Annotated in this window: 20 protein-coding genes and 1 pseudogene; 13 read left to right on the top strand and 8 right to left on the bottom strand. The window is 73.5% G+C overall.

Annotated features, from left to right (window positions below):
* The first annotated feature begins 36 nt into the window (after nt 1-36).
* Entirely contained in the window at nt 37-225 is a 189-nt protein-coding gene (locus tag FFT21_RS02830; protein ID WP_137812135.1) for a hypothetical protein, read from the top strand.
* A 181-nt stretch (nt 226-406) separates the two neighbouring features.
* On the opposite strand, the gene FFT21_RS02835 is transcribed toward FFT21_RS02830, so the two are convergent.
* The gene (locus tag FFT21_RS02835; RefSeq protein WP_137812136.1) at nt 407-742 is read right to left on the bottom strand and encodes a hypothetical protein; all 336 of its coding nucleotides are present in this window, start codon (nt 740-742) and stop codon (nt 407-409) included.
* A gap of 140 nt (nt 743-882) precedes the next feature.
* On the opposite strand from FFT21_RS02835, the gene FFT21_RS02840 reads away from it, so the two are divergent.
* A complete protein-coding gene (locus FFT21_RS02840) occupies nt 883-1734 on the top strand; it encodes a helix-turn-helix domain-containing protein (protein ID WP_137812137.1) in 852 nt (283 codons plus the stop codon).
* Nucleotides 1731-1901, top strand: a complete 171-nt coding sequence (locus tag FFT21_RS02845; RefSeq protein WP_137812138.1) for a DUF397 domain-containing protein — start codon at nt 1731-1733, stop codon at nt 1899-1901. Before FFT21_RS02840 ends, FFT21_RS02845 begins: the two co-directional genes overlap by 4 nt.
* Before the next feature lie 41 nt (nt 1902-1942).
* Here the strand turns inward: FFT21_RS02845 and FFT21_RS02850 are convergent, their stop codons facing one another.
* The 3 genes from FFT21_RS02850 to FFT21_RS02860 form a co-directional block, all read right to left on the bottom strand.
* The gene (locus FFT21_RS02850) at nt 1943-3109 is read right to left on the bottom strand and encodes a carboxylate-amine ligase (protein ID WP_137812139.1); all 1167 of its coding nucleotides are present in this window, start codon (nt 3107-3109) and stop codon (nt 1943-1945) included.
* Between the two features lie 168 nt (nt 3110-3277).
* Nucleotides 3278-5008 carry a GGDEF domain-containing protein gene (locus FFT21_RS02855; RefSeq protein WP_225978050.1) on the bottom strand — a complete coding sequence of 577 codons (1731 nt, stop codon included), beginning with the start codon at nt 5006-5008 and terminating at the stop codon, nt 3278-3280.
* Between the two features lie 190 nt (nt 5009-5198).
* Nucleotides 5199-6374 carry a lycopene cyclase family protein gene (locus tag FFT21_RS02860; protein WP_137812140.1) on the bottom strand — a complete coding sequence of 392 codons (1176 nt, stop codon included), beginning with the start codon at nt 6372-6374 and terminating at the stop codon, nt 5199-5201.
* A 63-nt stretch (nt 6375-6437) separates the two neighbouring features.
* On the opposite strand from FFT21_RS02860, the gene FFT21_RS02865 reads away from it, so the two are divergent.
* On the top strand, nt 6438-8030 hold the full coding sequence (locus FFT21_RS02865) for a deoxyguanosinetriphosphate triphosphohydrolase family protein (protein WP_137812141.1): 1593 nt from the start codon (nt 6438-6440) through the stop codon (nt 8028-8030).
* Between the two features lie 7 nt (nt 8031-8037).
* Here the strand turns inward: FFT21_RS02865 and FFT21_RS02870 are convergent, their stop codons facing one another.
* A complete protein-coding gene (locus FFT21_RS02870) occupies nt 8038-9030 on the bottom strand; it encodes a hypothetical protein (RefSeq protein ID WP_225978051.1) in 993 nt (330 codons plus the stop codon).
* 175 nt (nt 9031-9205) lie between these two features.
* Here FFT21_RS02870 and FFT21_RS02875 point away from each other — a divergent pair, with 175 nt between their 5' ends.
* Both FFT21_RS02875 and FFT21_RS02880 read left to right on the top strand, forming a co-directional pair.
* A complete protein-coding gene (locus FFT21_RS02875) occupies nt 9206-9808 on the top strand; it encodes a hypothetical protein (RefSeq protein ID WP_225978052.1) in 603 nt (200 codons plus the stop codon).
* Between the two features lie 4 nt (nt 9809-9812).
* A complete protein-coding gene (locus tag FFT21_RS02880) occupies nt 9813-10490 on the top strand; it encodes an acVLRF1 family peptidyl-tRNA hydrolase (protein WP_137812142.1) in 678 nt (225 codons plus the stop codon).
* 15 nt (nt 10491-10505) lie between these two features.
* Here the strand turns inward: FFT21_RS02880 and FFT21_RS02885 are convergent, their stop codons facing one another.
* Nucleotides 10506-11291: an SDR family oxidoreductase gene (locus FFT21_RS02885; RefSeq protein WP_137812143.1), complete on the bottom strand. Its 786-nt coding sequence runs from the start codon at nt 11289-11291 to the stop codon at nt 10506-10508.
* A gap of 188 nt (nt 11292-11479) precedes the next feature.
* Here FFT21_RS02885 and FFT21_RS02890 point away from each other — a divergent pair, with 188 nt between their 5' ends.
* The 5 genes from FFT21_RS02890 (at nt 11480) to FFT21_RS02910 (ending at nt 17040) form a co-directional block, all read left to right on the top strand.
* Nucleotides 11480-13108 (top strand): ABC-F family ATP-binding cassette domain-containing protein, encoded by a 1629-nt coding sequence (locus FFT21_RS02890; protein WP_137812144.1) that lies wholly within the window; start codon nt 11480-11482, stop codon nt 13106-13108.
* A 192-nt stretch (nt 13109-13300) separates the two neighbouring features.
* Complete coding sequence (locus FFT21_RS02895; protein WP_137812145.1) at nt 13301-13510, top strand: helix-turn-helix domain-containing protein; 210 nt, start codon at nt 13301-13303, stop codon at nt 13508-13510.
* 66 nt (nt 13511-13576) lie between these two features.
* Entirely contained in the window at nt 13577-14401 is an 825-nt protein-coding gene (locus FFT21_RS02900) for an enoyl-CoA hydratase/isomerase family protein (protein WP_137812146.1), read from the top strand.
* Nucleotides 14402-14586: 185 nt separating this feature from the next.
* Nucleotides 14587-16452: an ABC transporter ATP-binding protein gene (locus tag FFT21_RS02905; protein WP_137812331.1), complete on the top strand. Its 1866-nt coding sequence runs from the start codon at nt 14587-14589 to the stop codon at nt 16450-16452.
* 81 nt (nt 16453-16533) lie between these two features.
* Nucleotides 16534-17040, top strand: a complete 507-nt coding sequence (locus FFT21_RS02910) for a GtrA family protein (RefSeq protein ID WP_137812332.1) — start codon at nt 16534-16536, stop codon at nt 17038-17040.
* A 78-nt stretch (nt 17041-17118) separates the two neighbouring features.
* Here FFT21_RS02910 and FFT21_RS30485 read toward each other — a convergent pair.
* Nucleotides 17119-17715 (bottom strand): annotated as a pseudogene (locus FFT21_RS30485) (helix-turn-helix domain-containing protein); the annotation flags it as partial.
* A 530-nt stretch (nt 17716-18245) separates the two neighbouring features.
* On the opposite strand from FFT21_RS30485, the gene FFT21_RS02920 reads away from it, so the two are divergent.
* Nucleotides 18246-19205: a patatin-like phospholipase family protein gene (locus tag FFT21_RS02920; RefSeq protein WP_137812147.1), complete on the top strand. Its 960-nt coding sequence runs from the start codon at nt 18246-18248 to the stop codon at nt 19203-19205.
* A gap of 82 nt (nt 19206-19287) precedes the next feature.
* Nucleotides 19288-20136, top strand: a complete 849-nt coding sequence (locus FFT21_RS02925; protein WP_137812148.1) for an aldo/keto reductase — start codon at nt 19288-19290, stop codon at nt 20134-20136.
* Between the two features lie 23 nt (nt 20137-20159).
* Here the strand turns inward: FFT21_RS02925 and FFT21_RS02930 are convergent, their stop codons facing one another.
* Nucleotides 20160-21770, bottom strand: coding sequence for an alpha-amylase family glycosyl hydrolase (locus tag FFT21_RS02930; RefSeq protein ID WP_137812149.1), 1611 nt, complete (start codon nt 21768-21770; stop codon nt 20160-20162).
* Nucleotides 21771-21885: the final 115 nt, after the last annotated feature.

Here is a 21885-nt window from a genome sequence, read left to right on the forward strand (position 1 = left end):
GCGTCCGTGGGACCGACCATGGGGGCAGGTCCGCCGATGGCCCGAAGAGGTAACGCCAAGACACAGCTCCAGCGTCAGGCCTTTCTGCAGGAGGCCAAGCGGCAACGCAAGCAGCGCCGCCAGTGGCGGCAGTTGATCGAGCAGGAACGGGCGGAGCGTGTCGCCTCCCGGGTCTCGGTGCGGACGGTCTCGGGTGGGCTGCCCACGCTCGGTAGGAAACACTGAGCGTTCCCCCGGCGCCGACGGGAGTCACCAGCGGCAGCCGCAGACCTGCTGCCTTTCGCCGCCGGCTGGCGTGCGGCCGATGCCGGCCCATCCGGAGCCCCGGCAGTACCGGCACGCCGCGCGCACCCCGGTGGCGGGTGACCGATCGGGTGCCGCTCGTTGGTCGTGCTGGGTCACGCGTTCACGCCTCCGGTTCGGGCAGGGACAGCAGTAGCGGGATCACGACACCGGGCGGGCCCTGGTGCTTGAGGACGAAGTCACCGGCGCGGGGACCGGTCAGCCAGGCACGGGCGACCACCACGCTGGTGTGCGACAGGATGCGCACGACGTCCAGGTAGCGGTCCGGCCAGACGCGCACCCCCTGGACGGCCACCACCTCGCCCTGGCAATTCCGTTTGTGCACGAACCGCCATCCGGTGTCCACCCGCTCGCACATCGCCAGCAGCGGTTCCAGCACCGGGTACTCGCGCACCGCCGCGTACGGATCAAGAGGCCATCCGTCCGGCGGCTCTGCCATACTCTGATCACCCGCCATGCAGCGTCCTTCCGGGGTGTCGGTGGTTCGCGGAACTCCTCATCGGCTGCCAGCAGATCTGGTAGCGCTTCCGCTCCACCAGTGCCCCAGTCAGGTGCTACGTGCCCGGGAGGATGAGTGACATGGCCGCTACCCCAGGAACGCCACGGGCCAGGGCGTTATCCGCCGCGCTGCGCGAGGCGCGCAAGGCCAGCGGGTTCGGCGTCCGGGAACTCGCTCGGAGGCTTTCGCTGGGCCACGTGCAGATCTCCCAATGGGAATCGGGTCACCGAGTGCCCAGGCTCGAAGCCGTGGCGATGATCCTCGCCGTGATCGGCACGCCTCGCGACGAACGGGAACGCATTCTCGGCCTGGCCCGCAACGTAAACGAGCCGAACTGGCTGACCGTGGGAGTCAACGGCATCCCGCAGCAACTCGCTGGCGTGGTCGAGTGCGAGCGGACGGCCTCGGCGATCACTGCATGGTCGCCGCTGTTGATTCCCGGACTGTTGCAGACCGTCGACTACGTGCGGGTGATCCAGCAGAACGGCGGGCGATTGTCCGCGTCGGACGTCGAGCTGCGGGTCATGCTCAAGGCGAGCCGCAGCGAGGTGATCTCCCGGCGTATCGCCCCGGTGCGCTTCACCGCGCTGATCGGGGAGTGGGCGCTCCGCGAACCGATCGGCCCGCCCGCGGTCATGGTGGACCAACTGAACCACCTGCTCGCCATGGCCACCCGGCCCAACGTCACGCTGCGGGTGGTGCCGAGGCACGTGGGCTGGCACCCCGGATTGATGGGACCGTTTATGCTTTTCGACTTTCCCGACGCGCCGCCCGTGCTCTATCTCGAACACCATTCGTCCGGGGCGTTCATTCCCACCGAGCACGACGTCGCGGCGTACCGGAAGGCCATGGCATGGCTCGGCGAGTTGGCCTTGGGGCCGGACGAGTCGGCGGCCCTCATCGCCACACTGATCGAGGAGGCGGCGACATGAACCGCTGGCGCAAGTCCAGCCGGTCCGACGGGCAGAACGGCTGCGTCCAGGTGAGTGGCACGCTGGACGCGGTGCGGGACTCGAAGAATCCCTCGGGCCCCGTCCTGTACGGCGTCGACGTGCGTGCGCTGGTGGCTGCGGCGAAGGAGGGCACGCTGGACCGCTGAATCGCGGTCTGCTCGTGGTCACCTGGGCTGCGGCGCGCTAGCTAGGTCAGCGCGGTGGCACCGGCGGTCTGGGCGGTGAGCAGGTCCACCACGTCGGTGAGCCGCTGCCGGCGGCAGAACGCGCGGCGCTGGCGGGCCGCGCCGGAGTTGCGGCGCAGCACCGCGTCCAGCAGTTCGGTGCACACCGCGAGGTCACCGGTGGCCTCCAGCGCCGGGCGGGCATGCTCGACCAGCCGCTGCGTCAGCTCCCGCATCGGCAGCACCTCGCGCTCAACCGCGTCCACCCCCATGCCCTCCAGGCCGTCCCGGGCCGAGCGCCACAGCGCGGCGCGCAGGGCGTGCTGCGGGATCGCCGGCGCCGGTTCCGTGGCGGCCAGCGCGGTGGCCACCAACGCCCGGGTGAGCAGGGCGAGCAGCAGCGCCTCGTCGACCGTGGCCGGCGCGTCGCACACCCGCACCTCGATCGTCGGGTGCACCGCGGACAGCCGGATGTCCCAGTACGTCATGCCCGCGTCCAGCGCCGCGCCGGTGTGCAGCAGGGTGCGCACGGCCGAGTCGTAGTGCGCGGGCGAGGCGAACCGCGGCGGCGGGCCCGCGCTGGGCCACCGGCTCCACAGCAGGTAACGCCAGCTCGCGTGGCCGGTATCCCGCTCGTCCCAGAACGGTGAGTTGGCGCTGATCGCCAGCAGCACCGGCAGCCAGGGCCGCAGGTGGTTGCTCACCTGCACGGCGTACTCCCGCCCCGGCATGCCGACGTGCACGTGGTAGCCGCACAGGCTGAGCGCGTCGGCGAGCGCCCCGTACTGGCCGATCAGCGCCTCATACCTGGGGTGGTCGGTGAGCGGCGGCGGTGTCACCCGGCCGAGCACCGGGCTGCCGGTGGCCGCCAGTCGCAGGCCGTGCTCCCGGGCCACCGCGGTCAGCGTGCCCCGCGCGGTGCGAAGCTGCCGGTGCAGTTCCTCGGCGGTGCGGCAGGTCGCGGTGGCCACCTCGAGCTGGAAGCGGGTGAGCTCCGGGCGTAGCCCGGGCAACCGGTCGGCGGCCGCGGCGAGCACCGAGGGCGCCTGGCTGGCCACCCGCCTGGTCCTCGCGTTGACCAGGAGAAACTCCTCTTCGACGCCGACCGTCAGGCCGTCGGGATCGAGCCCGTGCGGCATCGGCCGGGGAGCGGGTAAGGCTTCGTCGACGGCGACGTCGGGTTCGTTCATGCGACCCCCATGGTCCGGGTCGCACCGGCGCGGCAAGCATGGCGCGCTCAGTGGCTTGCCCGATACTATGAGTAGTCGAACATCATTCGCATGCTGCCAGCGGGGGAAAAGCTGGCGCGGCAGGCTGAAAAAGGCGCGCGGGGCGGTTCGGTGCGGCGGAACGGCCGGTCAGCGGTGCTCGACGGCGGCGTTGCGGCGAGCGGGCTGGCGCGGCGGCACGTCCGGCCCGCGCGTGCCGCGCAGCACGTCCACCCGGTCCGAGCCCGGGCGGCCCAGCACCCAACTCGACCCGCGCAGCGCCTTGGCGTGCTGCTTGAGCGGGGCGAGTAACCGGGACACCTCCCGGTAGCCGGTCACCGACCCGGACGCGCAGACCAGGGTGGCCAGCGACAGGCTCACCGCCAGCCCTCCGGCCGAGCGCGGCGTGTCGAGCAGCGCGTTGGCCAGCGGGACCAGGTCGTCCAGGCCGGTGACGAACAGGAAGTCGTCGCCGCCGACGTGGCCGACGCGCACGCTGGACAGGGTGGCGGCGGCGTCGGTGAGGCCTCGACCGATGGTGCGGATCAGGTCGTCGCCGGCGGCGAACCCGGCGCTGTCGTTGACCGTCTTGAACCCGTCGATGTCCAGCCAGCCGACCGCGAAGATCTCCCCGGCGGCGATGCGCCGCTCGATCTCCTGGCCTACCTGGTCGCTGCCGGGCAGCCGGGTGAGCGGGTTCAGCGCGGCCGCCTCCTCGACCTTCATCTCCGCGATGCCCCGAACCACGTCGGTCACCCGCACCACGCCGAGGCAGTGGAACGCCTCGTCCACCACGACCACGTCGTCGTTGATCCGGTTACGCTCCACCCCGGCGAGGGTGTCCAGCAGCTCCAGCGCGGTGGTGTCGGTGCGGACCAGGTGCGGCCGGTCGGCCAGCCGGGCGGCGTCGCGCTTGGCGTGCAACGCGTGGCCGTACGGGCCGGTCACGGCGAGCAGGAAGCGGTTGCGGTCCAGCGTCCACCGCGGCCGGCTCTCCTCGTCCACCAGCACGACGCTGCTCACCATCGGCTGGTTGGCCAGCACCGAGCGCACCTCCTCGGAGGTGGCGTCCGCGCGCAGCATGGTCGCCGGATGCAGGAAGTCGCTCACCCGCGGCCCTGCGTTGCGGCGCCCCGGCAGGGTGGCGTCCGGGTCGGCCAGTTCGGTTGCGGCCGGCGGGATGGAGACCGTGGTGAGCGGCCGGCGGCTGGGTTGGGTGAGCAGGTTGCCCTGGGCCAGGTGGACGCCCAGCCGGCGGAGCGTGGCGAGCTGCGCGTCGGTCTCCACGCCCACCGCGGCCAGTTGCGCGCCGATCCCCTCGGCCAGCCGTATCAGGGACTCCAGCAGCGCGGTGCATCCGGGTTCGTCGGGCAGCCCGGAGATCACGCCACGGTCCACCTTCAGCAGTTCCGGGTTGGTCTCGGCGAGCAGGGACAGCGGAGTGTCAGCGTCACCGAGGCCATCCAGGGCGATCCGGAAACCGGCGCGGCGGAGCATGGCCAGGCCCTCGATCAGCCCGCCCCGGGGCACCCGGCCGAACGGGCCACCGAGCTCCAGCACGATGTCCCGGGCCCGGCGACCGGTGTCCCGGAGCGCGTCGATGACCGGGTCGATCACCTCCGGCGGGCCGGCCGCGGTGATCGCCAGCAGGTTGACGTGCAGCGGAAGCAGCGTCTCGTGCTCGGCCGCGGCCCGGATGGCGCTGGCGGCCAGCGAGATGTCGGTCTCTACCAGGCGCCCGGCCCGCCCCGCGTCCCGGAAGACGTCGTGCACCGTTCTCGCGGTGGGCCGGGCGAGGGCCTCCACCGCGACAATGCCGCCGGTGTGCAGGTTGAACAGCGGCTGATATGCAAAGCGGACGTCGCCCAGCGGTGCAGCCACGCACCGATACTGCCCGTAGACACTGGCCCTTGCCGAGGGGCTTCACCAGGTGTTCACGCTGATGCGGCCGGAATCACCGCGCCCAAGGCGCGGCGTCAAACATCAAAATGGCTCAACCGCAAGGAGTAAGCGCTTTCCCGATGATCGTTCCACGATGTGGGAGAGATGTCGCCGTGGTGTTGTTCGCCGGTCATCGGTGGGTGCGGTGCGGGCCCGGCCAGGCCAGCCGGCCGCGCAGCGGCCACCCGGCAGCGGCGAACAGCGCGGCCATCGCGCCCGCGGTGCCGGCCAGGTCGGTGCGCCCGGACAGGTAGGCCCGCTGATGGTCCTCGGCCAGCCGGAAGAACAGCTCGAAGAACGCGGGCACCTCCCGGGGCGGCACGGCGAGCAGCGCGGCCAGCCCTCGCCGGCGCAGCGCGTGCACCGCCAGCGCCGCCGGTGGCCACACCGCGTGCCAGGCCACGCGTGCCGCGGCCGCCGGGCCGTGCCGCAGCCCGGTGGCGACCGCCGCCGCCACCGCGGGCGCGGTGCGCAGCGCCGAGGCCACGTGGTAGCCGGTGGCCGGATGCACCATCCCGGCCGCCACGCCGAACGGCACCGCCCGGCCCGGCCGGGGAAGCGGCAGGTCCAGCGGGATGCGCACGTGCTCCTCGGCCATCGCGTCGGCGACCGGGACGCCGAGCGCGCCGAGCCGCATCCGCAGTCGGTCGCGCAGCACCTCGCGGGGCAGGCCGGGGCGGCGGGCCAGCGAGGTCTCCTCGACCAGCACCCGGCCCGCCGCAAGGGGCACGGCGTACAGGAACGTCGCGGCGTCGCCCGCCGGGCCGGCCGGATGCGTCCAGTCCATCAGCAGCGCCTCGCCCGGGCCGAGCACCGGGTAGACCGCCGTGGCCGGCAGCACCAGCCCGGCCGCGGTCTGCTCGGCCGGCGGACGGCGGGGTCGGCCGCCGGTGAGCGCGCGGCGCACGCCCGAGGCGTCCACCACCACGGCCGCCGCGAGCCGGTGGCCGTCGGCGAGCCGCACCGTGGAGCCGGAGCGGCCGTGCTCGGCGCCGACCACCCGGCCGGCCCGGACCCGCACGTCCGGGTGGGTCAGGTGGTCGCGCAGGCCGGCGTTGCGCAGCACCAGGTACTCGCGGGTGATCCGGTGGTCGGCAGCGGCCACCGCCCGCACCACCGCCGGCCGGGCGGCCACCGCCGCAGCCGGCAGGTCGGCGGGCAGTTCGTCGGCCCAGGCAGCGTAGGTGGCCGGCCAGTCCCGCCACGGATCCTCGTCGACCAGGGTGGTTGACAGCCCGCGCGCGGCGCAGCTCGCGGCCACCGCCCATCCCGCCGGCCCGCCGCCGGCCACCAGCACGTCCACCACACCGCGATGACAGCACAGCATGCGTCCCGCCCGCGGTCACCGGGCACGGCTAACGTCTGCGGCATGCCCGATCAGGACTTCCTGCCCGACCACGACACCGACCCGAGGGCGCGGCGCCGATCCGGCCGCACGCCCCGCACGGCTGGCGCGACCGACCTCGCGGCCAACCCCTTCCGGGTGGATCACGACCGGGTGGCCACCTCGCCGTTCTTCGCCCGGCTGGCCGGGGTGACTCAGGTGATCAGCCCGACCGGGTCCGGGCTGCTGGTGCACAACCGCCTGACGCACAGCCTGAAGGTCGCCCAGGTGGCGCGAGCCATCGCCGAGCGGCTGAACGACCGTCCCGAACTGACTGGCGTGCTGGACAAGCTGGGCGGCTGCCACCCGGACGTGGCCGAGGCCGCCGCGCTCGCGCACGACCTGGGTCACCCGCCGTTCGGTCACCTCGGCGAGCAGGTGCTGGACCGGATCGCCCGGCACCGGTTCGGGCTGCCGGACGGCTTCGAGGGCAACGCACAGTCGTTCCGCATCGTCACCACCACCGACGTGCGCGGACCCGCCGCCGTCGGTCTGGACCTCACCGCCGCGGTCCGTGCCGCGCTGCTGAAGTACCCGTGGGGCCGGCTGGCCCATCCCGAGCCGCACCCGCGCACGTTCGCCGCGCCACCGCGGGGCGCCGCCGAGCCGGCGGACGCGCCCGGCACCGGGTCGGCGAAGTTCTCCGCGTACGTGACCGAGCTGGAGGACCTGGTGCAGGCCAGGGCCCCGTTCGTGGGCCGGCTGGAACCCTGGCAGCAGACCGTGGAGGCGTCGGTGATGGACACCGCCGACGACATCGCCTACGCCATCCACGACCTGGAGGACTTCCACCGGCTCGGCGTGCTGCAGCACGCCACCGTGGCCGCCGAGCTGGGCAGCTGGCGCCGCAACGCGGTCGAGCTGGCCGGTGCCTCGACCGCGGAGCTGACCGCGCAGTCCCGCCGGCCGGGCCGGTCGCTGGAGCTGCTGCGCCGCCGGCTGCACGCCAAGGACGCCTGGGCGGTGGACGACGAGGCGTTCGCCGCCGCGGTCGCCCGGGTGCACAGCGAGCTGGTGGACGGGCTGCTGGCGGTGCCGTTCGACGGCTCGGTGGAGGCGGAGCAGGCGGTCGCCCAGTTCTCCGCCGGATGGACCGCGCGGCTCGTCGACGGGGTCGGCGTGCTCACCGAGCCGTCCACCCGCTCCGGGCATGTGGTGCTGGCCAGCCAGCAGTGGCATGAGGTACAGGTGCTCAAGTTCGTGCACCGCCGGTTCGTGCTGCTGCGTCCCGACCTCGCGCTGCACCAGCGGGGCCAGGCGCGGCTGCTCGGCACCCTGGTCGAGGCGCTGGACGCCTGGCTGGGCGACCGGCACGAGGCGGACCGGCTGCCCCGCCGGCTGCACGACCTGGTCGAGCTGGCCGACGGAGAGTACCGGGCCCTGGCCGCCCGCGAGCCCCGGCTGCTCGCCGGGGCAACCGGGGAACACCCCACCGGCCGGGACGAGGTGCGTGCGCTGGTCCGCGGCCGGGCGGTGGTGGACTTCGTCGCCTCGCTCACCGACAGCCAGGCGGTCGCGCTCCTGGACGCGCTGTCCGGCCGCACCGGCCAACTCTGGACCGACACGTTCGTCCTGTGACCGTGCCCTATGCGGAAGTTCGCTGGTCTCGCCACTCCCAGCCGATGCCGAACACGCCGGGGCCGAAGCCCAGCGCCACCGCGTGCACCCCGCCGGAGGCGTCCAGGGCGAGGTTGCGGCGGCGGGACCGCTCGTCCTCGCCGATCAGCGTGCTGAACTGCTGGCAGCGCGCGGGCAGCGCCTCCGGACTGAACCGCACCTCGACCACGTACTCCCGGGCCGGCAGGCGGAACTTGCGGCAGTAGACGTCGCCGCCGCGCGGGTACGGCGGGCCGGGGTTGACCAGCTCGTACTCCATGATCAGCGTGTCGCCCCTGGCGAGCGGCTGGTCGAAGAGCAGCTCCGCGACGAGGATGCGCCGGTCGTCGTCGGTGGTGGTGCGGCCCAGCCGGCAGTTGCGCAGCCCCGTCAACTCGGGCAGGCACCCGGGTGCCTCCGAGTCGTAGACGAGGATCCACCGGTCCGGGCCGTCGTCCTCGGCGCGCAGCACCTGCCGCACGCGCAGCGAGCGCTGGCCACGGTCCGGGCCGATCTCGCAGCGGTCCTGCTGGCTGATCCGCCCGAGCTGACCGTCCGAGCTGGTGTCCACCTTGGCCAGCAGGCCGGCCAGGTGCTCGCGCCGGGACCACAGGGCGTCGATCGGCAGCAGCCGGGAGGCGTGGCTGCGCCGGCCGCGTGGCCGGGGCGGGCCGAGCAGCGCGGACAGCGCCATGGGCGGCAGCGCCAGCACTGCCTCGAGTTGCCGCAGCGCCTCCAGCGACTCGGGGCGTTCCGGCCGTCGCCGGCCGGACTGCCAGTAACTGAGCGTGGCCACGCTGATGGTCACGCCGCGCAGGGCCAGGCGGTGCTGGATCCGGTCCAGGCTGAGCCGGCTGGCCCTGATCGCCGCGCGCAGGGCGTCCGGGAAGGGTCCGGTGACCAGGAGCTGGGACAGGTCGTGCCGGGCCGAGGGGGTGGTGCCACTGGCGAAGTCCGATACCTGACGAGCCGCGATCGACATGGTGACTCCCCGCTGTCACTTCGCACGCTCTCGTGACCCTACTGCCGCCGGTCGTGGGATCCGCTAGCCCGGAAGGAGCCAACCTGAGGCGCGAACGGTGCACCCTCGCGCCACGCCCGTGTCCCGACCCGCGGCGATCACCCCACGACCGTGGAAAACGACCTACCGTGAGAACGTGACCGGGCAGCAGCAGGACGAGGTGCCGGCGCGGGCCACCGGTGGGGGGCTGGAGCCGGACGACGCGCTCGCCGACGTGGCCATCGCCCTGCTGGGCCGCGGCGAGCACCGGGTGGTTCACCTGCTGGACGTGCTGGACGGTGCCGCGGCCACACCGGCGGACGTGGTACGGGCCGGCGACGATCTGCTGCCCCGGCTGGCGCACGAGAACATGCTCGGATCCGCGCTGGCTGCGGCCAGGGCGGTGCTGCGGCCGGGCGGGTTACTCGTGGTGGCCGTGCCCGAGCTGGACCGGTTGCGGCGGCTGCGGCCGATCGCCCCGCCGCCCCGGGTGTCCGGGCGCGGCGAGCGCCGGCAGGTCACCGTGCAGCTGTGGGACTGGGCCGAGGACGGTGAGTCCTACGGCCTGGAGGTGGTCCAGCTGGTGCGCCGGGACAACACCTGGGAGGTGGCCACCGCGGTGTCCACCCGGCACCGGGTGCTGACCGCCGAGCGGATCTCCGCCGAACTCGCCGAGGCGGGGTTCACCGGGGTGCGTCGGTTGTCCCCACGCGAGTGCGGCCACCCCTTGCCGGTGTGGGTGGCGGTGGCCCCGTGGTGATGCGCTGATGCGGGTGCGCCCGGTGGCCGGCGGCGGCCGCGCGGTCGAGGTGCCGCCAGCGCGGCTGGCTGGCTGGTTCGAGCGCTTCGCCGAGCGGCACGGCGGCGTGCGGCACACCCAGCTGGAGCCGCGGCGGGTGCGGGTGGCGGCCGCCGACGGCGCGGTGGCCGAGGTGGACGTCCCGTTCGGCGGGCTGGCCGGGCCGCCGGCGGAACACCCCGGCCTGCACGTCGACCCGCTGGTGGCGCACCTCCAGCGGCCCCGGCGGATCGGGCTGCTGCTGGTCCGGCTGGGCGGGCACAGCGTCGGCATCGCCGAGGCCGGCCGGGTGGTCGCGTCGGCGACCGACCGGCGGCTGGTGCACGGCCGGCACAGGGCGGGCGGCTGGTCCCAGCAGCGGTTCGCCCGCCGCCGGGAGGGCCAGGCCCGGCGGGCGCTGCACGCGGCGGCCGCGGACGCCGCCCGGGTGCTGCTGCCCCGGCTGGCCGAACTGGATGCTGTGGTGCTGGGCGGGGATCGGCAGGCGCTGGACACGCTGCGCGCCGACCCCCGACTCGCCGAGCTGATGGCGCGGGCCGAGCCGAGGGTGCTCGACGTTCCCGAACCCCGCCGCGACGTGCTGGACCAGGCGGCGGCGCGGGCGCTCGCGGTGGAGGTCGTGGTCCGCGAGCCGGGGGAGTAGCCCCGGGAGTTCGCCTCAGCCGAGGCTGCCGGTGGCCAGCAGGCCGCCGTCCACCCGCACGGTCTCTCCGGTGATCCAGTCCGCGGCGTCCGAGGCGAGGAACGCGACCAGCCGCGCCACGTCCTCCGGGGTGCCCAGCCGCTTCGCCGGGTAGGCGGCGCTCGCCTCGTCCTCCCGACCGGTGTACAGCGCCTCGGCGAACTTGGTCTTCACCACGGCCGGGGCGACCGCGTTCACCCGCACCTTCGGCCCGAGCTGCCAGGCCAGCTCCTCGGTGAGCCGGATCAGCGCGGCCTTGCTGGCGCCGTAGATGCCGAGCACCCCGGAGGAGCGCAGCCCGGCCACCGACGCGATGTTCACGATGCTGCCGCCATGCTCGGCCTGCCACGCCTTCCAGGCCAGCTGCACGAAGCCGAGTGCGCCGACGACGTTGGTGTCGAAGATCTTGCGGGCCGCGTTCAGGTCGGCGTCCGGCAGGAAACCGAAGGTCGGGTTGATCCCGGTGTTGTTGACCAGCACGTCCAGCCGGCCGAACCGGTCCATGGTCTGGCGGACCACCTCGGCCCGGTCCTCGTCCGCGCCCGCGTTGCCGGCCACCGCGAGCACCCGGTCACCCGCGCCGCCGGCGTGCGCCTCGACGAGTTCCTTGGCCGCCTCGTTCAGCGGTTCGGCCTTGCGCGAGGTGATCGCCACGGCCGCGCCGCGGTCGAGCAGTTCGGCCGCGATGGCCAGCCCGATGCCCCTGCTGCTGCCGGTGACCAGCGCCACCCGGCCGGCGAAGTCGGTACGAGGTTCGGTCATACGCGCACTCTAGGCCCCGGTTACCGGCGGGTAGATCCCGAGGTGGCCGGTGGCGGTCCCAATCCGGTTGGCGGCGGCACGTAAACTCCCTTGGTGGTCGTTCTGCTGGATTAGCCCCGCGCCCGCGGCCCCGGTGCCCCACCGGCCGCGGTGACGATGTCCACGACCACCCACCCTGGAGCCCTCGCTTGATCGCTGCGACCGACCTCGAGCTGCGCGCCGGCTCGCGCATCCTGCTGTCCGAGGCCACGCTGCGCGTCCAGCCCGGCGACCGGATCGGCTTGGTTGGCCGCAACGGCGCCGGCAAGACCACCACGCTGCGCGTGCTCGCCGGGGAGGGCCAGCCCTACGCGGGCGAGTTGCGGCGCACCGGTGAGCTGGGCTACCTGCCGCAGGACCCGCGCGAGGGCGACCTCTCGGTGACCGCCAAGGACCGGGTGCTCTCCGCCCGCGGACTGGACGAGCTGCTGCGGGAGATCGAGAAGGCGCAGTCGGCCATGGCGGAGCTGGTGGACGCCGGCGAGCGGGACGCGGCGGTGCGCCGCTACGGCCGGCTGGAGGAACGCTTCGCCGCGCTCGGCGGGTACGCGGCGGAGAGCGAGGCGGCCCGGATCTGCGCCAATCTCGGCCTGCCCGAGCGGGTGCTCGGCCAGCCGCTGGCCACCCTCTCCGGCGGTCAGCGCCGCCGCGTGGAGCTGGCCAGGATCCTGTTCGCCGCCTCGGAGGCCGGCGCGGGCGGCCGGTCCGGCACGACGCTGCTGCTCGACGAGCCGACCAACCACCTGGACGCCGACTCGATCACCTGGCTGCGCGGCTTCCTGCAGGCCCACGACGGCGGGCTGGTGGTGATCAGCCACGACGTGGAGCTGCTCGCCGCGGTGGTCAACAAGGTGTGGTTCCTCGACGCCACCCGGGGTGAGGTGGACGTCTACAACATGGGCTGGCAGCGCTACCTGGACGCGCGCGCCGCGGACGAGAAGCGGCGCAGGCGGGAGCGGGCCAACGCGGAGAAGAAGGCCGCCGCACTCATGGCGCAGGCGGACAAGATGCGCGCCAAGGCCACCAAGGCGGTCGCCGCGCAGAACATGGCCCGGCGGGCCGAGACGCTGCTCGCCGGGCTGGAGGAGACCCGGCAGGCGGACAAGGTGGCCCGGATCCGGTTCCCCGAGCCCGCGCCGTGCGGCCGCACCCCGCTGACCGCCGAGGGGCTGGCCAAGTCGTACGGGTCGCTGGAGGTGTTCACCGGGGTCGACCTGGCCGTGGACCGCGGCTCGCGGGTGGTCGTGCTGGGCCTCAACGGCGCAGGCAAGACCACCCTGCTGCGGCTGCTGGGCGGCATGGAGCAGCCGGACGCCGGCCGGGTGGTGCCCGGCCACGGGCTGCGGATCGGTTACTACGCCCAGGAACACGAAACCCTCGACCTCGAGGCGAGCGTCTGGGCCAACGTGCGGCACGCGGCGCCGGACGCCCCGGAGCAGCAGCTCCGCAACCTGCTCGGCACCTTCCTGTTCAGCGGTGAGCAACTGGACCAGCCGGCCGGCACGCTCTCCGGCGGGGAGAAGACCCGGCTCGCGCTGGCGGGTCTGGTGTCCAGCGCGGCGAACGTGCTACTGCTGGACGAGCCGACCAACAACCTCGACCCGGCCAGCCGGGAACAGGTGCTGGACGCGCTGCGCCGGTACGCGGGCGCCGTCGTGCTGGTGACCCACGATCCGGGTGCGGTCCAGGCACTACAGCCCGAACGGGTGATCCTCTTGCCGGACGGAACAGAGGATCATTGGTCCGAGGAATACCTCGAACTGGTGCAGCTGGCTTAGCGGTGGCTCACGGCGCGGTCACCGCTCCGGGGGGACTTCTTTGCCACAGCTCTTTGATCAACAGGGCGTGACACGCCGACCACTGAGCGAAGAGTTTGCTTGATCGCCTGGCGTCCTGGGCTTTCGTGTTCGATCATTGCGGCAAAGGGGCCCGAAAGCGGCCCGATCTGCGTCGATGGAAGGCGGGACACAGTGGCTGATCTGAAGAAGGGTGCGCGCATCACCGGCGCCACTCGGGAGAAGCTCGCCGCGGATCTGAAGAAGAAGTACGAGAAGGGCGCGAGCATTCGGGCGCTGGCCGAGTCCACCGGACGCTCGTACGGCTTCGTGCACCGGGTGCTGTCCGAGTCCGGCGTCCAGCTTCGCGGACGCGGCGGCGCCACGCGGACGAAGAAGAAGTAAGCTACCCCGCGGTAACAAAAAGTTGCGCCCTGCCAAGCACGGCGCCGAGTACCCGGGAGGTCTGCGTTGCCAGCACCGGCAATCGACGCCGGCGCGTTAGCGCGCGGCGGCATCGAGCTCACCGTCGAGGGGGAGCGGGCGACGATCACGCTCAACCGCCCCGACGTGCTCAACGCGCAGACTCCCAGCACCTGGCGTGCGCTGCGAGCGGTCGGGGACGGTCTCGACCCCAGCGTGCGGGTCGTGGTCGTGCGCGGGGCCGGCCGCTCCTTCTCGGCGGGGCTCGATCGCAGGATGTTCACCGGTGAGGACGTCGAAGGGGACGCCGGGCTCGTGTCGTTGGCCGCCTTGGCGGACGGGGACGCCAAGGCGCGCATCGCGGGGTTCCAGGAGGCCTTCACCTGGCTTACCGACCCGGCGCGGATCACCGTCGCCGCGGTGCACGGCCACGCGATCGGGGCAGGGTTCCAGCTCGCGCTGGCCTGTGACCTTCGAATCCTCGCCGAGGACGCGCAACTGACGATGGCCGAGACCACCCTCGGGCTGGTTCCGGACCTGGGCGGCACCCTGCCCCTGGTCCGGCACGTGGGGTACCCGAGGGCGGTGGAGATCTGCCTGACCGGGCGCCGGGTGCCCGCGGACGAGGCGCTGCGGATCGGTCTGGCCAATGCGGTCGTCCCGGCCGGGGAGTTGGACGCCGCCACGGACGCCCTGGTGAAGCAGCTGCTCAAGGCACCGGCCGGGGCGGCCACGGAGACGCTGGCGCTGCTCGCCTCGGCCGCGTCCGGCCCGACCCTCGAGGCGCAGCTGGAGGCCGAGCGCGCGGCCCAGGTGCGCCGGATCGCCGCGCTGGCCGCGGCGAACGCCGCCGGCAACGGGAGCGGCCAGTAGCGCCGGGCACCGCCGGGTACTCCGACGCCGGCCCGGCGGCGATGAGTTATGCCCTTTTTCCATCCGCTCGAGCCGGGCACCGGCCTGCCGTCCGCCTTTCGCGCCCGATCGGGAAGCGTTCCACCTCCGCCGGTGTTTGACCGGGTGACCACCGGAAGGAGGCGAGTCGGGTGGACGGCACGTGGATGTTCGTCCGCGGGGCGATGAACAGGGCGGACGCACCGCACGGCGTACGCAGGGGCACGGTGCGCCGGGTGTTCTCCTTCGCTCGGCCGCACTGGTTCATGCTCGGCGCGTTCCTGGCGCTCACCATTGTCGACGCGGTGCTCACCGTGTCCACGCCGGTGCTGGCCGGCCGGGTGGTGGACGCCATCGTCCGCGGCCACGACGTCACCGTGGTGGTCGGCCTGGCCGGGTTGATCGCGCTGCTGGCCGTGGTCGGCGCCGGGGTGGGCCTGGTGGAGCGGTGGCAGTCGTCGCGGATCGGCGAGGGGCTGATCTACGACCTGCGGCGCGCGGTGTTCGAGCACGTCCAGCGCATGCCGGTGGCGTTCTTCACCCGCACTCGCACCGGGGCGCTGGTCAGCCGGCTGAACAACGACGTGATCGGCGCGCAGCGGGCGTTCACCTCCACGCTGTCCGGGGTGGTCACCAACGTCATCCAACTGGTGCTCTCGCTGGGCGTGATGCTCACGCTGTCCTGGCAGGTCACCGTGGTGGCGCTGGTGCTGCTGCCGATGTTCCTGATCCCGGCGCGCCGGATGGGCCGGCGGATGGCCGACCTGCAGCGCGAGGCGGCCGGGCTGAACGCGGCGATGACCACGCAGATGACCGAGCGGTTCTCCGCGCCGGGCGCCACCCTGGTGAAGCTGTTCGGCCGGCCCGCCGTCGAGGCCCGCGAGTTCGGCGAGCGGGCGCTGCGGGTGCGGGACATCGGGGTGCGCACCGCGATGGCCACCCGGTGGCTGATGACCGGACTCACCCTGGTCTCCGCGCTGGCCCAGGCCCTGGTCTACGGGCTGGGCGGGTACCTGGCGCTGCGCGGCCACCTCGCCCCCGGCACCGTTGTCTCGCTGGCCCTGCTGCTCACCCGGCTGTACTCGCCGCTGACCCAACTGGCCAACGCGCGGGTGGATATCATGACCGCGCTGGTGTCCTTCGAACGCGTCTTCGAGGTGCTGGACCTCAAGCCGATGATCACCGAGCGGCCGGACGCCCGCGCGTTGCCGCCCGGCGGCGTGTCGGTGGAGTTCGACGACGTCCGGTTCGGCTACCCGGCCGCGGAGGCGGTGTCGCTGGCCTCGCTGGAGGATGTCGGCACGCTGGACGTGCGGGGCGGCACTGAGGTGCTGCATGGGGTCAGCTTCCGTGCCGAGGCCGGCCAACTGGTGGCGCTGGTCGGCTCCTCGGGGGCGGGCAAGTCCACCATCGCCTCGCTGGTGCCGAGGCTCTACGACGTGGACTCCGGCGCGGTGCGGCTGTCCGGTGTGGACGTCCGGGAGCTGACGTTCGAGGCGCTGCGCGGCGCGGTCGGCGTGGTCACCCAGGACGGGCACCTGTTCCACGACACGGTGCGCGCCAACCTGGCCTACGCCCGCCCGGGCGCGACCGAGGACGACCTGTGGGACGCGCTGCGCCGGGCACGGTTGGCCGACCTGGTCGCCTCGCTGCCGGACGGGTTGGACACCGTGGTCGGTGAGCGCGGTTACCGGCTCTCCGGCGGTGAGCGGCAGCGGCTGACCATCGCCCGGCTGCTGCTGGCCCGGCCCCGGGTGGTGATCCTGGACGAGGCCACCGCGCACCTGGACTCCGAGTCGGAGGTGGCCGTGCAGGCGGCACTCACCGAGGCGCTGCGCGGCCGGACCGCCCTGGTGATCGCGCACCGGCTGTCCACCATCCGCGCGGCCGACGCGATCCTCGTCGTCGAGGGCGGCCGGATCGTCGAGCGCGGCAGCCACGCCGAGCTACTCGCCGCCGGCGGCCGGTACGCCGAGCTGCACCGCACCCAGTTCGCCGACAGCCCGGATGGAGTGGCAGCGGTCGCCGGGTGACCGGCCGCGCCCCGGCATCCGTATGATCGCGTGCGGAGCGGCCATTCGCCGTTGGCTGCTGGCGCGACGGGCACGGATGTGATGGCGGGGACGGACCAGCGGCAGGCGAACCGGGTGAGCACGGCCGAGCGGGCGGGCGAACTGCTCACCGGCTGGGTGGATCGGCTACCGGCGCGGGTGCGCCGCTGGCTGCCCCGGGAGCTGGTGGGGTTCGCCATCCTGGGCGGGTTCACCTTCCTCATCGACCTGGCGCTGCTGGCGTCGCTGCGGGCCTGGACACGGCTGCCGCTGCCGGTCGCTGTCAGCCTGTCCTACGTGGCCGCGTTCGGGTTGAACTTCGTGCTCAACCGCACGGTCAACTTCCGGTCGCACGCGCCGGTCGGCCGGCAGGCGCTGCGCTACGCGCTGGTCGTGGGCGGCGACTACGGGCTGACCGTGGGCGTGACCACCGGTCTGGCCGCGCTCGGCCTGGACTTCCGGCTGGCCAGGGTGCTGGCCGCGGCGAGCGTCGCGGTGTTCACCTACAGCGCGTCCCGGTGGTGGGTGTTCCGGGACGAACTCCGTGCTCCGGCGGCGGGCGGCCGCTGATCGTCCGTGGCCCCGGCTCGCCGGGCCTACCCCGTCGGGTGGAAGGAGCGGCAGTTCCTCGCCGGCCAGCCACGCCGACGGCGGGCAGCCGGCCAGGTCGTTCCACTCGTGGGCGAGGTGCGCCTGGTCGCAGTAGCCGCTGGCGGCCGCGACGGCGGCCAGGGTCGGCCGGTCCGGCCGCCGCAGCAGCCACCGCGACCGGTCGAACCGGGCCAGCCGGGCCGCCTGTATCGGGGTGACGCCGTACTCGCGGGTGAACCGCCCGGTGAGGTGCCGGCGGCTCCAGCCGATCTCGGTGGCGACGTCCGCCACCCGCGCCCGGTCGGGGCCGACCAGCCGGCGCCAGGCGTGGGCCAGTTCCGGCGGGACGGGGGCCACCCGGCCGGCGCACCGGGACAGCACCCGGTCCAGCACGGCGAAGCGGTCCGCCCAGCCGGGTGCGGCGGCCATCCGCTCGACCAGTTCGGCGGCGGCCGGGCCGAGCACGTCGTCCAGCCGCACCACGGTGCCGGCGAGCGCGCCGGCGGGCGTGCCCAACAGCGACCGCGCGCCGGCCGGGGTGAGTTCGAGTTGCACCCCGAACTGGTTGCCGTCGTGCGCGATGACCGCCGGGCGGGTGTGCAACCCGCCGGCCAGGGTGACGAAATCCCCGGGCGCCTCCCCAGGATCGGGCATCGCGGCCAGCCGGGTGGGCGGGCCAAGGCTGAGCACCACGGTCAGGTCACGGGAGGGCAGGCCGAGATGGGTGCCGGGACGGAAGCCGCGGTAGTGGTAGCCGCGGTAGCGGCGCACCAGCCCGGCCAGCCGCGGGGCCGGGACCCCGGTCACCGCCTCCGCGCTGCGCCCCTCGTCCGCCACGCGGTCAGGCTACCGCTGGTGCCGCGCCGTCGACGTGGTTCGCCCGCCGTGCGGAACTCCGTCCACAGCACCAGCACCAGCGTCGTACCCATCGCCGCGGATCAGTCGGTCGCGCTGACCGCGTGCAACACGAGGCGGTTGGGAAGTCGCCGCCCGATCCAGGTGCCCCCGCCTGCCCGATCGGACCAGCGATCTCCCCGTGCGAGCTACTACCCGGTGACCGGCGGAAGCCTGACCGTGATCACCCGAAAGGTCTACTGCGGCCGCCGCGAGTTGGCGGCACGCTACGGGCGGCCCGACCGTGGGGTGTGGGCGACATCGTGGATCAGGGGGGATCGGTGGCACTGATGCCGGACGACAGGAAGCCCGTCGACCTGGTTCTCGAGGGCGGCGGCGTGAAGGGGATCGGGTTGCTCGGCGCGGTGCTCACCCTCTACGACGCCGGGTACCGGTTCGAGCGGGTCGCCGGGACCAGCGCGGGCGCGATCGTGGCCGCGCTGGTGGCCGCCTACCAGAAGGCGGGGCGGGATCTGCACGAGCTGGAGGAGGTGATGCGCGGCGTCGACTACGGCCGCTTCGCCGACGGTTCGCTGCTGGAACGGGTCACCGGCCGGATCGGCGAGGGCGTCGAGATGCTGCTGCACGACGGCGCGCACACCGGCGGCTACCTGACCGAATGGCTCGGCCCGCTGCTGGAGGGCGCGGGCGTGAAGACCTTCGCGGACCTCCGGTTGACCGACCCGGGCAGCTCGCTGGCCGAGTACCAGTGCTACTCGCTCGTGGTGCACGCCAGCGACCTGTCCCGGCGGGTGCTGGTCCGCCTGCCCTGGGACTACGACCAGTACGGGCAGGTGGCGGACGAGCAACTGGTGGTGGACGCGGTGCGCGCGTCCATGTCCATCCCGTTCTACTTCCGCCCGGTCCAGGTGCGCACCGACAAGGGCACGGCGACCTGGGTGGACGGCGGGCTGCTCTCCAACTTCCCGATCACCGTTTTCGACCGCACCGACGGCAAGCCGGAACGCTGGCCCACCTGGGGCGTGAAGCTGTCCGGCGAGCCGAGGGACTCCCGCGACCGGCCGGTGAGCAACGCGCTGTCCATGCTGTTCTGCTGCGTGGAGACGCTGCTGTCCGACTGGAACCGGTACCGGTTGGAGGAGGAGGGCGTCAACCGCAGGACCATCCACGTCAACACCGACGGCGTGTCCGCGATCGACTTCGGCATCGACGCGGAGACCCGGGACCGGCTGTTCCGCAACGGGGAGCAGGCGGCCGAACGGTTCCTCGCGCAGCTGCCCCCGGACTGAACCGGGCAGCGGAATAAAGCAACCCCGGGCGGGAGGTTGGCAGGGGAGGAGGCAACCGAGCCAACCCACCGGGAGTTCAGACATGCCGAACAACAGCGGAACCTTCGCCCTCTCCGGGCAGCGGCCGGTCCACCGGCTCGGCTACGGGGCCATGCAGCTCACCGGGCCGGGGGTGTGGGGTCCGCCGGAGGACGAGGACGAGGCGATCCGCGTGCTGCGCCGCGCCGTCGAGCTCGGCGTCGATCTGATCGACACCGCCGACTCGTACGGGCCGGCGATCAGCGAGGAGCTGATCGCGCGGGCGCTGTACCCCTACCCGGAGGGGCTGGTTATCGCCACCAAGGCCGGCCTGGCGCGGACGGGCCCCGGCCAGTGGCATCCCATCGGCCGGCCCGCCTACCTCCGCCAGCAGGTCGAGCTGAGCCTGCGCCGGCTGCGCGTGGAGCGCATCGAGCTGTTCCAGCTGCACCGCATCGACCCGGAGGTTCCGCTGGAGGACCAGATCGGCACCCTCAAGGAGCTGCACGACGAGGGCAAGATCGGTCACATCGGCCTGTCCGAGGTGAGCGTGTCGGAGATCCAGGCGTCGCGGCAGATCGTGGACATCGCCACCGTGCAGAACCTGTACAACCTCACCAACCGCCGCTCCGAGGACGTGCTGAACTACGCCGAGGAGGAGCGGATCGGCTTCATCCCGTGGTTCCCGATCGCCACCGGCGAGCTGGCCCGCCCGGGCGGCCCGCTGGACGAGATCGCCGGCGAGACCGGCGCCCGTCCCGCCCAACTGGCCCTCGCCTGGCTGCTGCGCCGCTCGCCGGTGATGTTGCCCATCCCGGGCACGAAGTCGGTGGCACACCTGGAGGAGAACATGGGCGCTGCCGACGTGGAACTCACCGACGAGCAGTACAAGCGGCTCGCCGACGTGGCGTGATCCGCGCGGCGGCTGCTCGGCGGCTACGGCGACGCCGTCGGCCCGCATCCCCGCGGCGGGGCGAGAATCACGCCCTCGTCGCCGCGCAGCGGCAGGGTGCCCTCGACGTGGTCGCCGGCCCGGTCCGCGTCGGTGCCCAGCAGCACGCGGCCGGGGTGCGGCAGCGGCACCGTGACCGGCCGGCCGGCGAGGTTGAGCGCCACCAGCAGGTCGCGGTCGGCGTGCGTGCGGCGGTAGGTCAGCACGTCGCCGTGCGCGGCCACGTCGGTGCAGCGGCCCACCGACAGCGCCCGCTCGGCTCGGCGCAGCGCGATCAGCCGCCGGTACAGCGCCAGCAGGGACGCCGGGTCGCGGTCCTGGCGGGCCACGTTGACCCGGTCCGCGTCCGGCGAGACCGGCAGCCACGGCGTCGCCCCGGGCGGGCAGAACCCGGCGTGCGGTCCGGGCGACCACTGCATCGGCGAGCGCTCCGGGTCGCGGCCGACGGCGAGGTGCGGCACCCGGCGCGCGTACGGGTCCCGCACCAGGTGCTCGGGCACGGCGACGTCGGTCATGCCGATCTCGTCGCCGTAGTACAGGATCGGGGTGCCGCGCAGGGTGAGCAGCAGCATCGCGGCGACCCGCGCCTGCGCCGCGCCCACCCTGGTGGCGATCCGGCTGCGATCGTGGTTGCCCAGCATCCAGTTCGGCCAGGCGTGGTCGGGCAGCGCGGCCTCGTAGCGGCGGATCAGCGCGGCGATGTCCGCGGCGCGGTAGGGGCAGGAGATGAGCTGCGTGTTGGACGGCAGGTGCAGGCCCTCGCCGTTGGCGCCGTAGTACCGGGGCAGCCGCTCCACCGGCAGGTACATCTCGCCGAGCAGCACACCGTCGCCGCGGTGCTGGTCGAGCGTCCGCCGCAGTTCGCCGAGCACGTCCAGCAGTTCCGGCCGCTCGGCGGTGAACACCGGCAGCAGCGCCTGGTACGGGGGTAGCCCCGGGTGGTAGTCAGGGTTGACCGGGTTGTCCCGTAACCGCTCGTCCTTGACCAGTTGCCGGCAGGCGTCCACGCGGAAGCCGTCCACGCCGCGACGCAGCCAGAACCGCAGCACGTCGCACTGGGCCGCGCGCACCTCGGGGTGGCGCCAGTTGAGGTCGGGCTGTTCGGGCAGGTAGGCGTGGTAGTAGTACTGCCCGGTGCGCTCGTCCAGCGTCCAGGCCGGGCCGCCGAACACCGAGCGCCAGTTGTTCGGCGGGCCGCCGCCGGGCGCCGGGTCCGCCCACAGGTACCAGTCCCGCTTCGGGTGGTCCCGGCTGGACCGGGCGGCGCGGAACCACGGGTGCGCATCCGAGGTGTGGTTGGGCACGAAGTCCACCAGCACCCGGATCTTCCGCCGGTGCGCCTCGGCGACCAGCGCGTCGAAGTCGGCGAGGGTGCCGAACAGCGGGTCGACGTCGGTGTGGTCGGCGACGTCGTACCCGAAGTCGGCCATGGGGGAGCGGTAGAACGGGGAGATCCACACCGCGTCCACGCCCAGCGCGGCCAGGTAGTCCAGCCGGCTGGTGATACCGGCCAGGTCGCCGATCCCGTCGCCGCCGGAGTCCACAAAGGACCGTGGGTAGACGTGGTAGATGATCCCGGCCTGCCACCAGCGCACGACCCGACGGTAGCCGGGCGCGCCGGCGACCCGCCACGGCGCCGGCGCTCACGGGGTGAGACACCGCGCGCGGGACCACCGGGCGGCCTAGAGTCGGTGGGGAGGGTAGCTCCGG

The sequence above is a fragment of the Gandjariella thermophila genome (assembly GCF_005405885.1).
In the GTDB taxonomy this organism is placed as follows: domain Bacteria; phylum Actinomycetota; class Actinomycetes; order Mycobacteriales; family Pseudonocardiaceae; genus Gandjariella; species Gandjariella thermophila.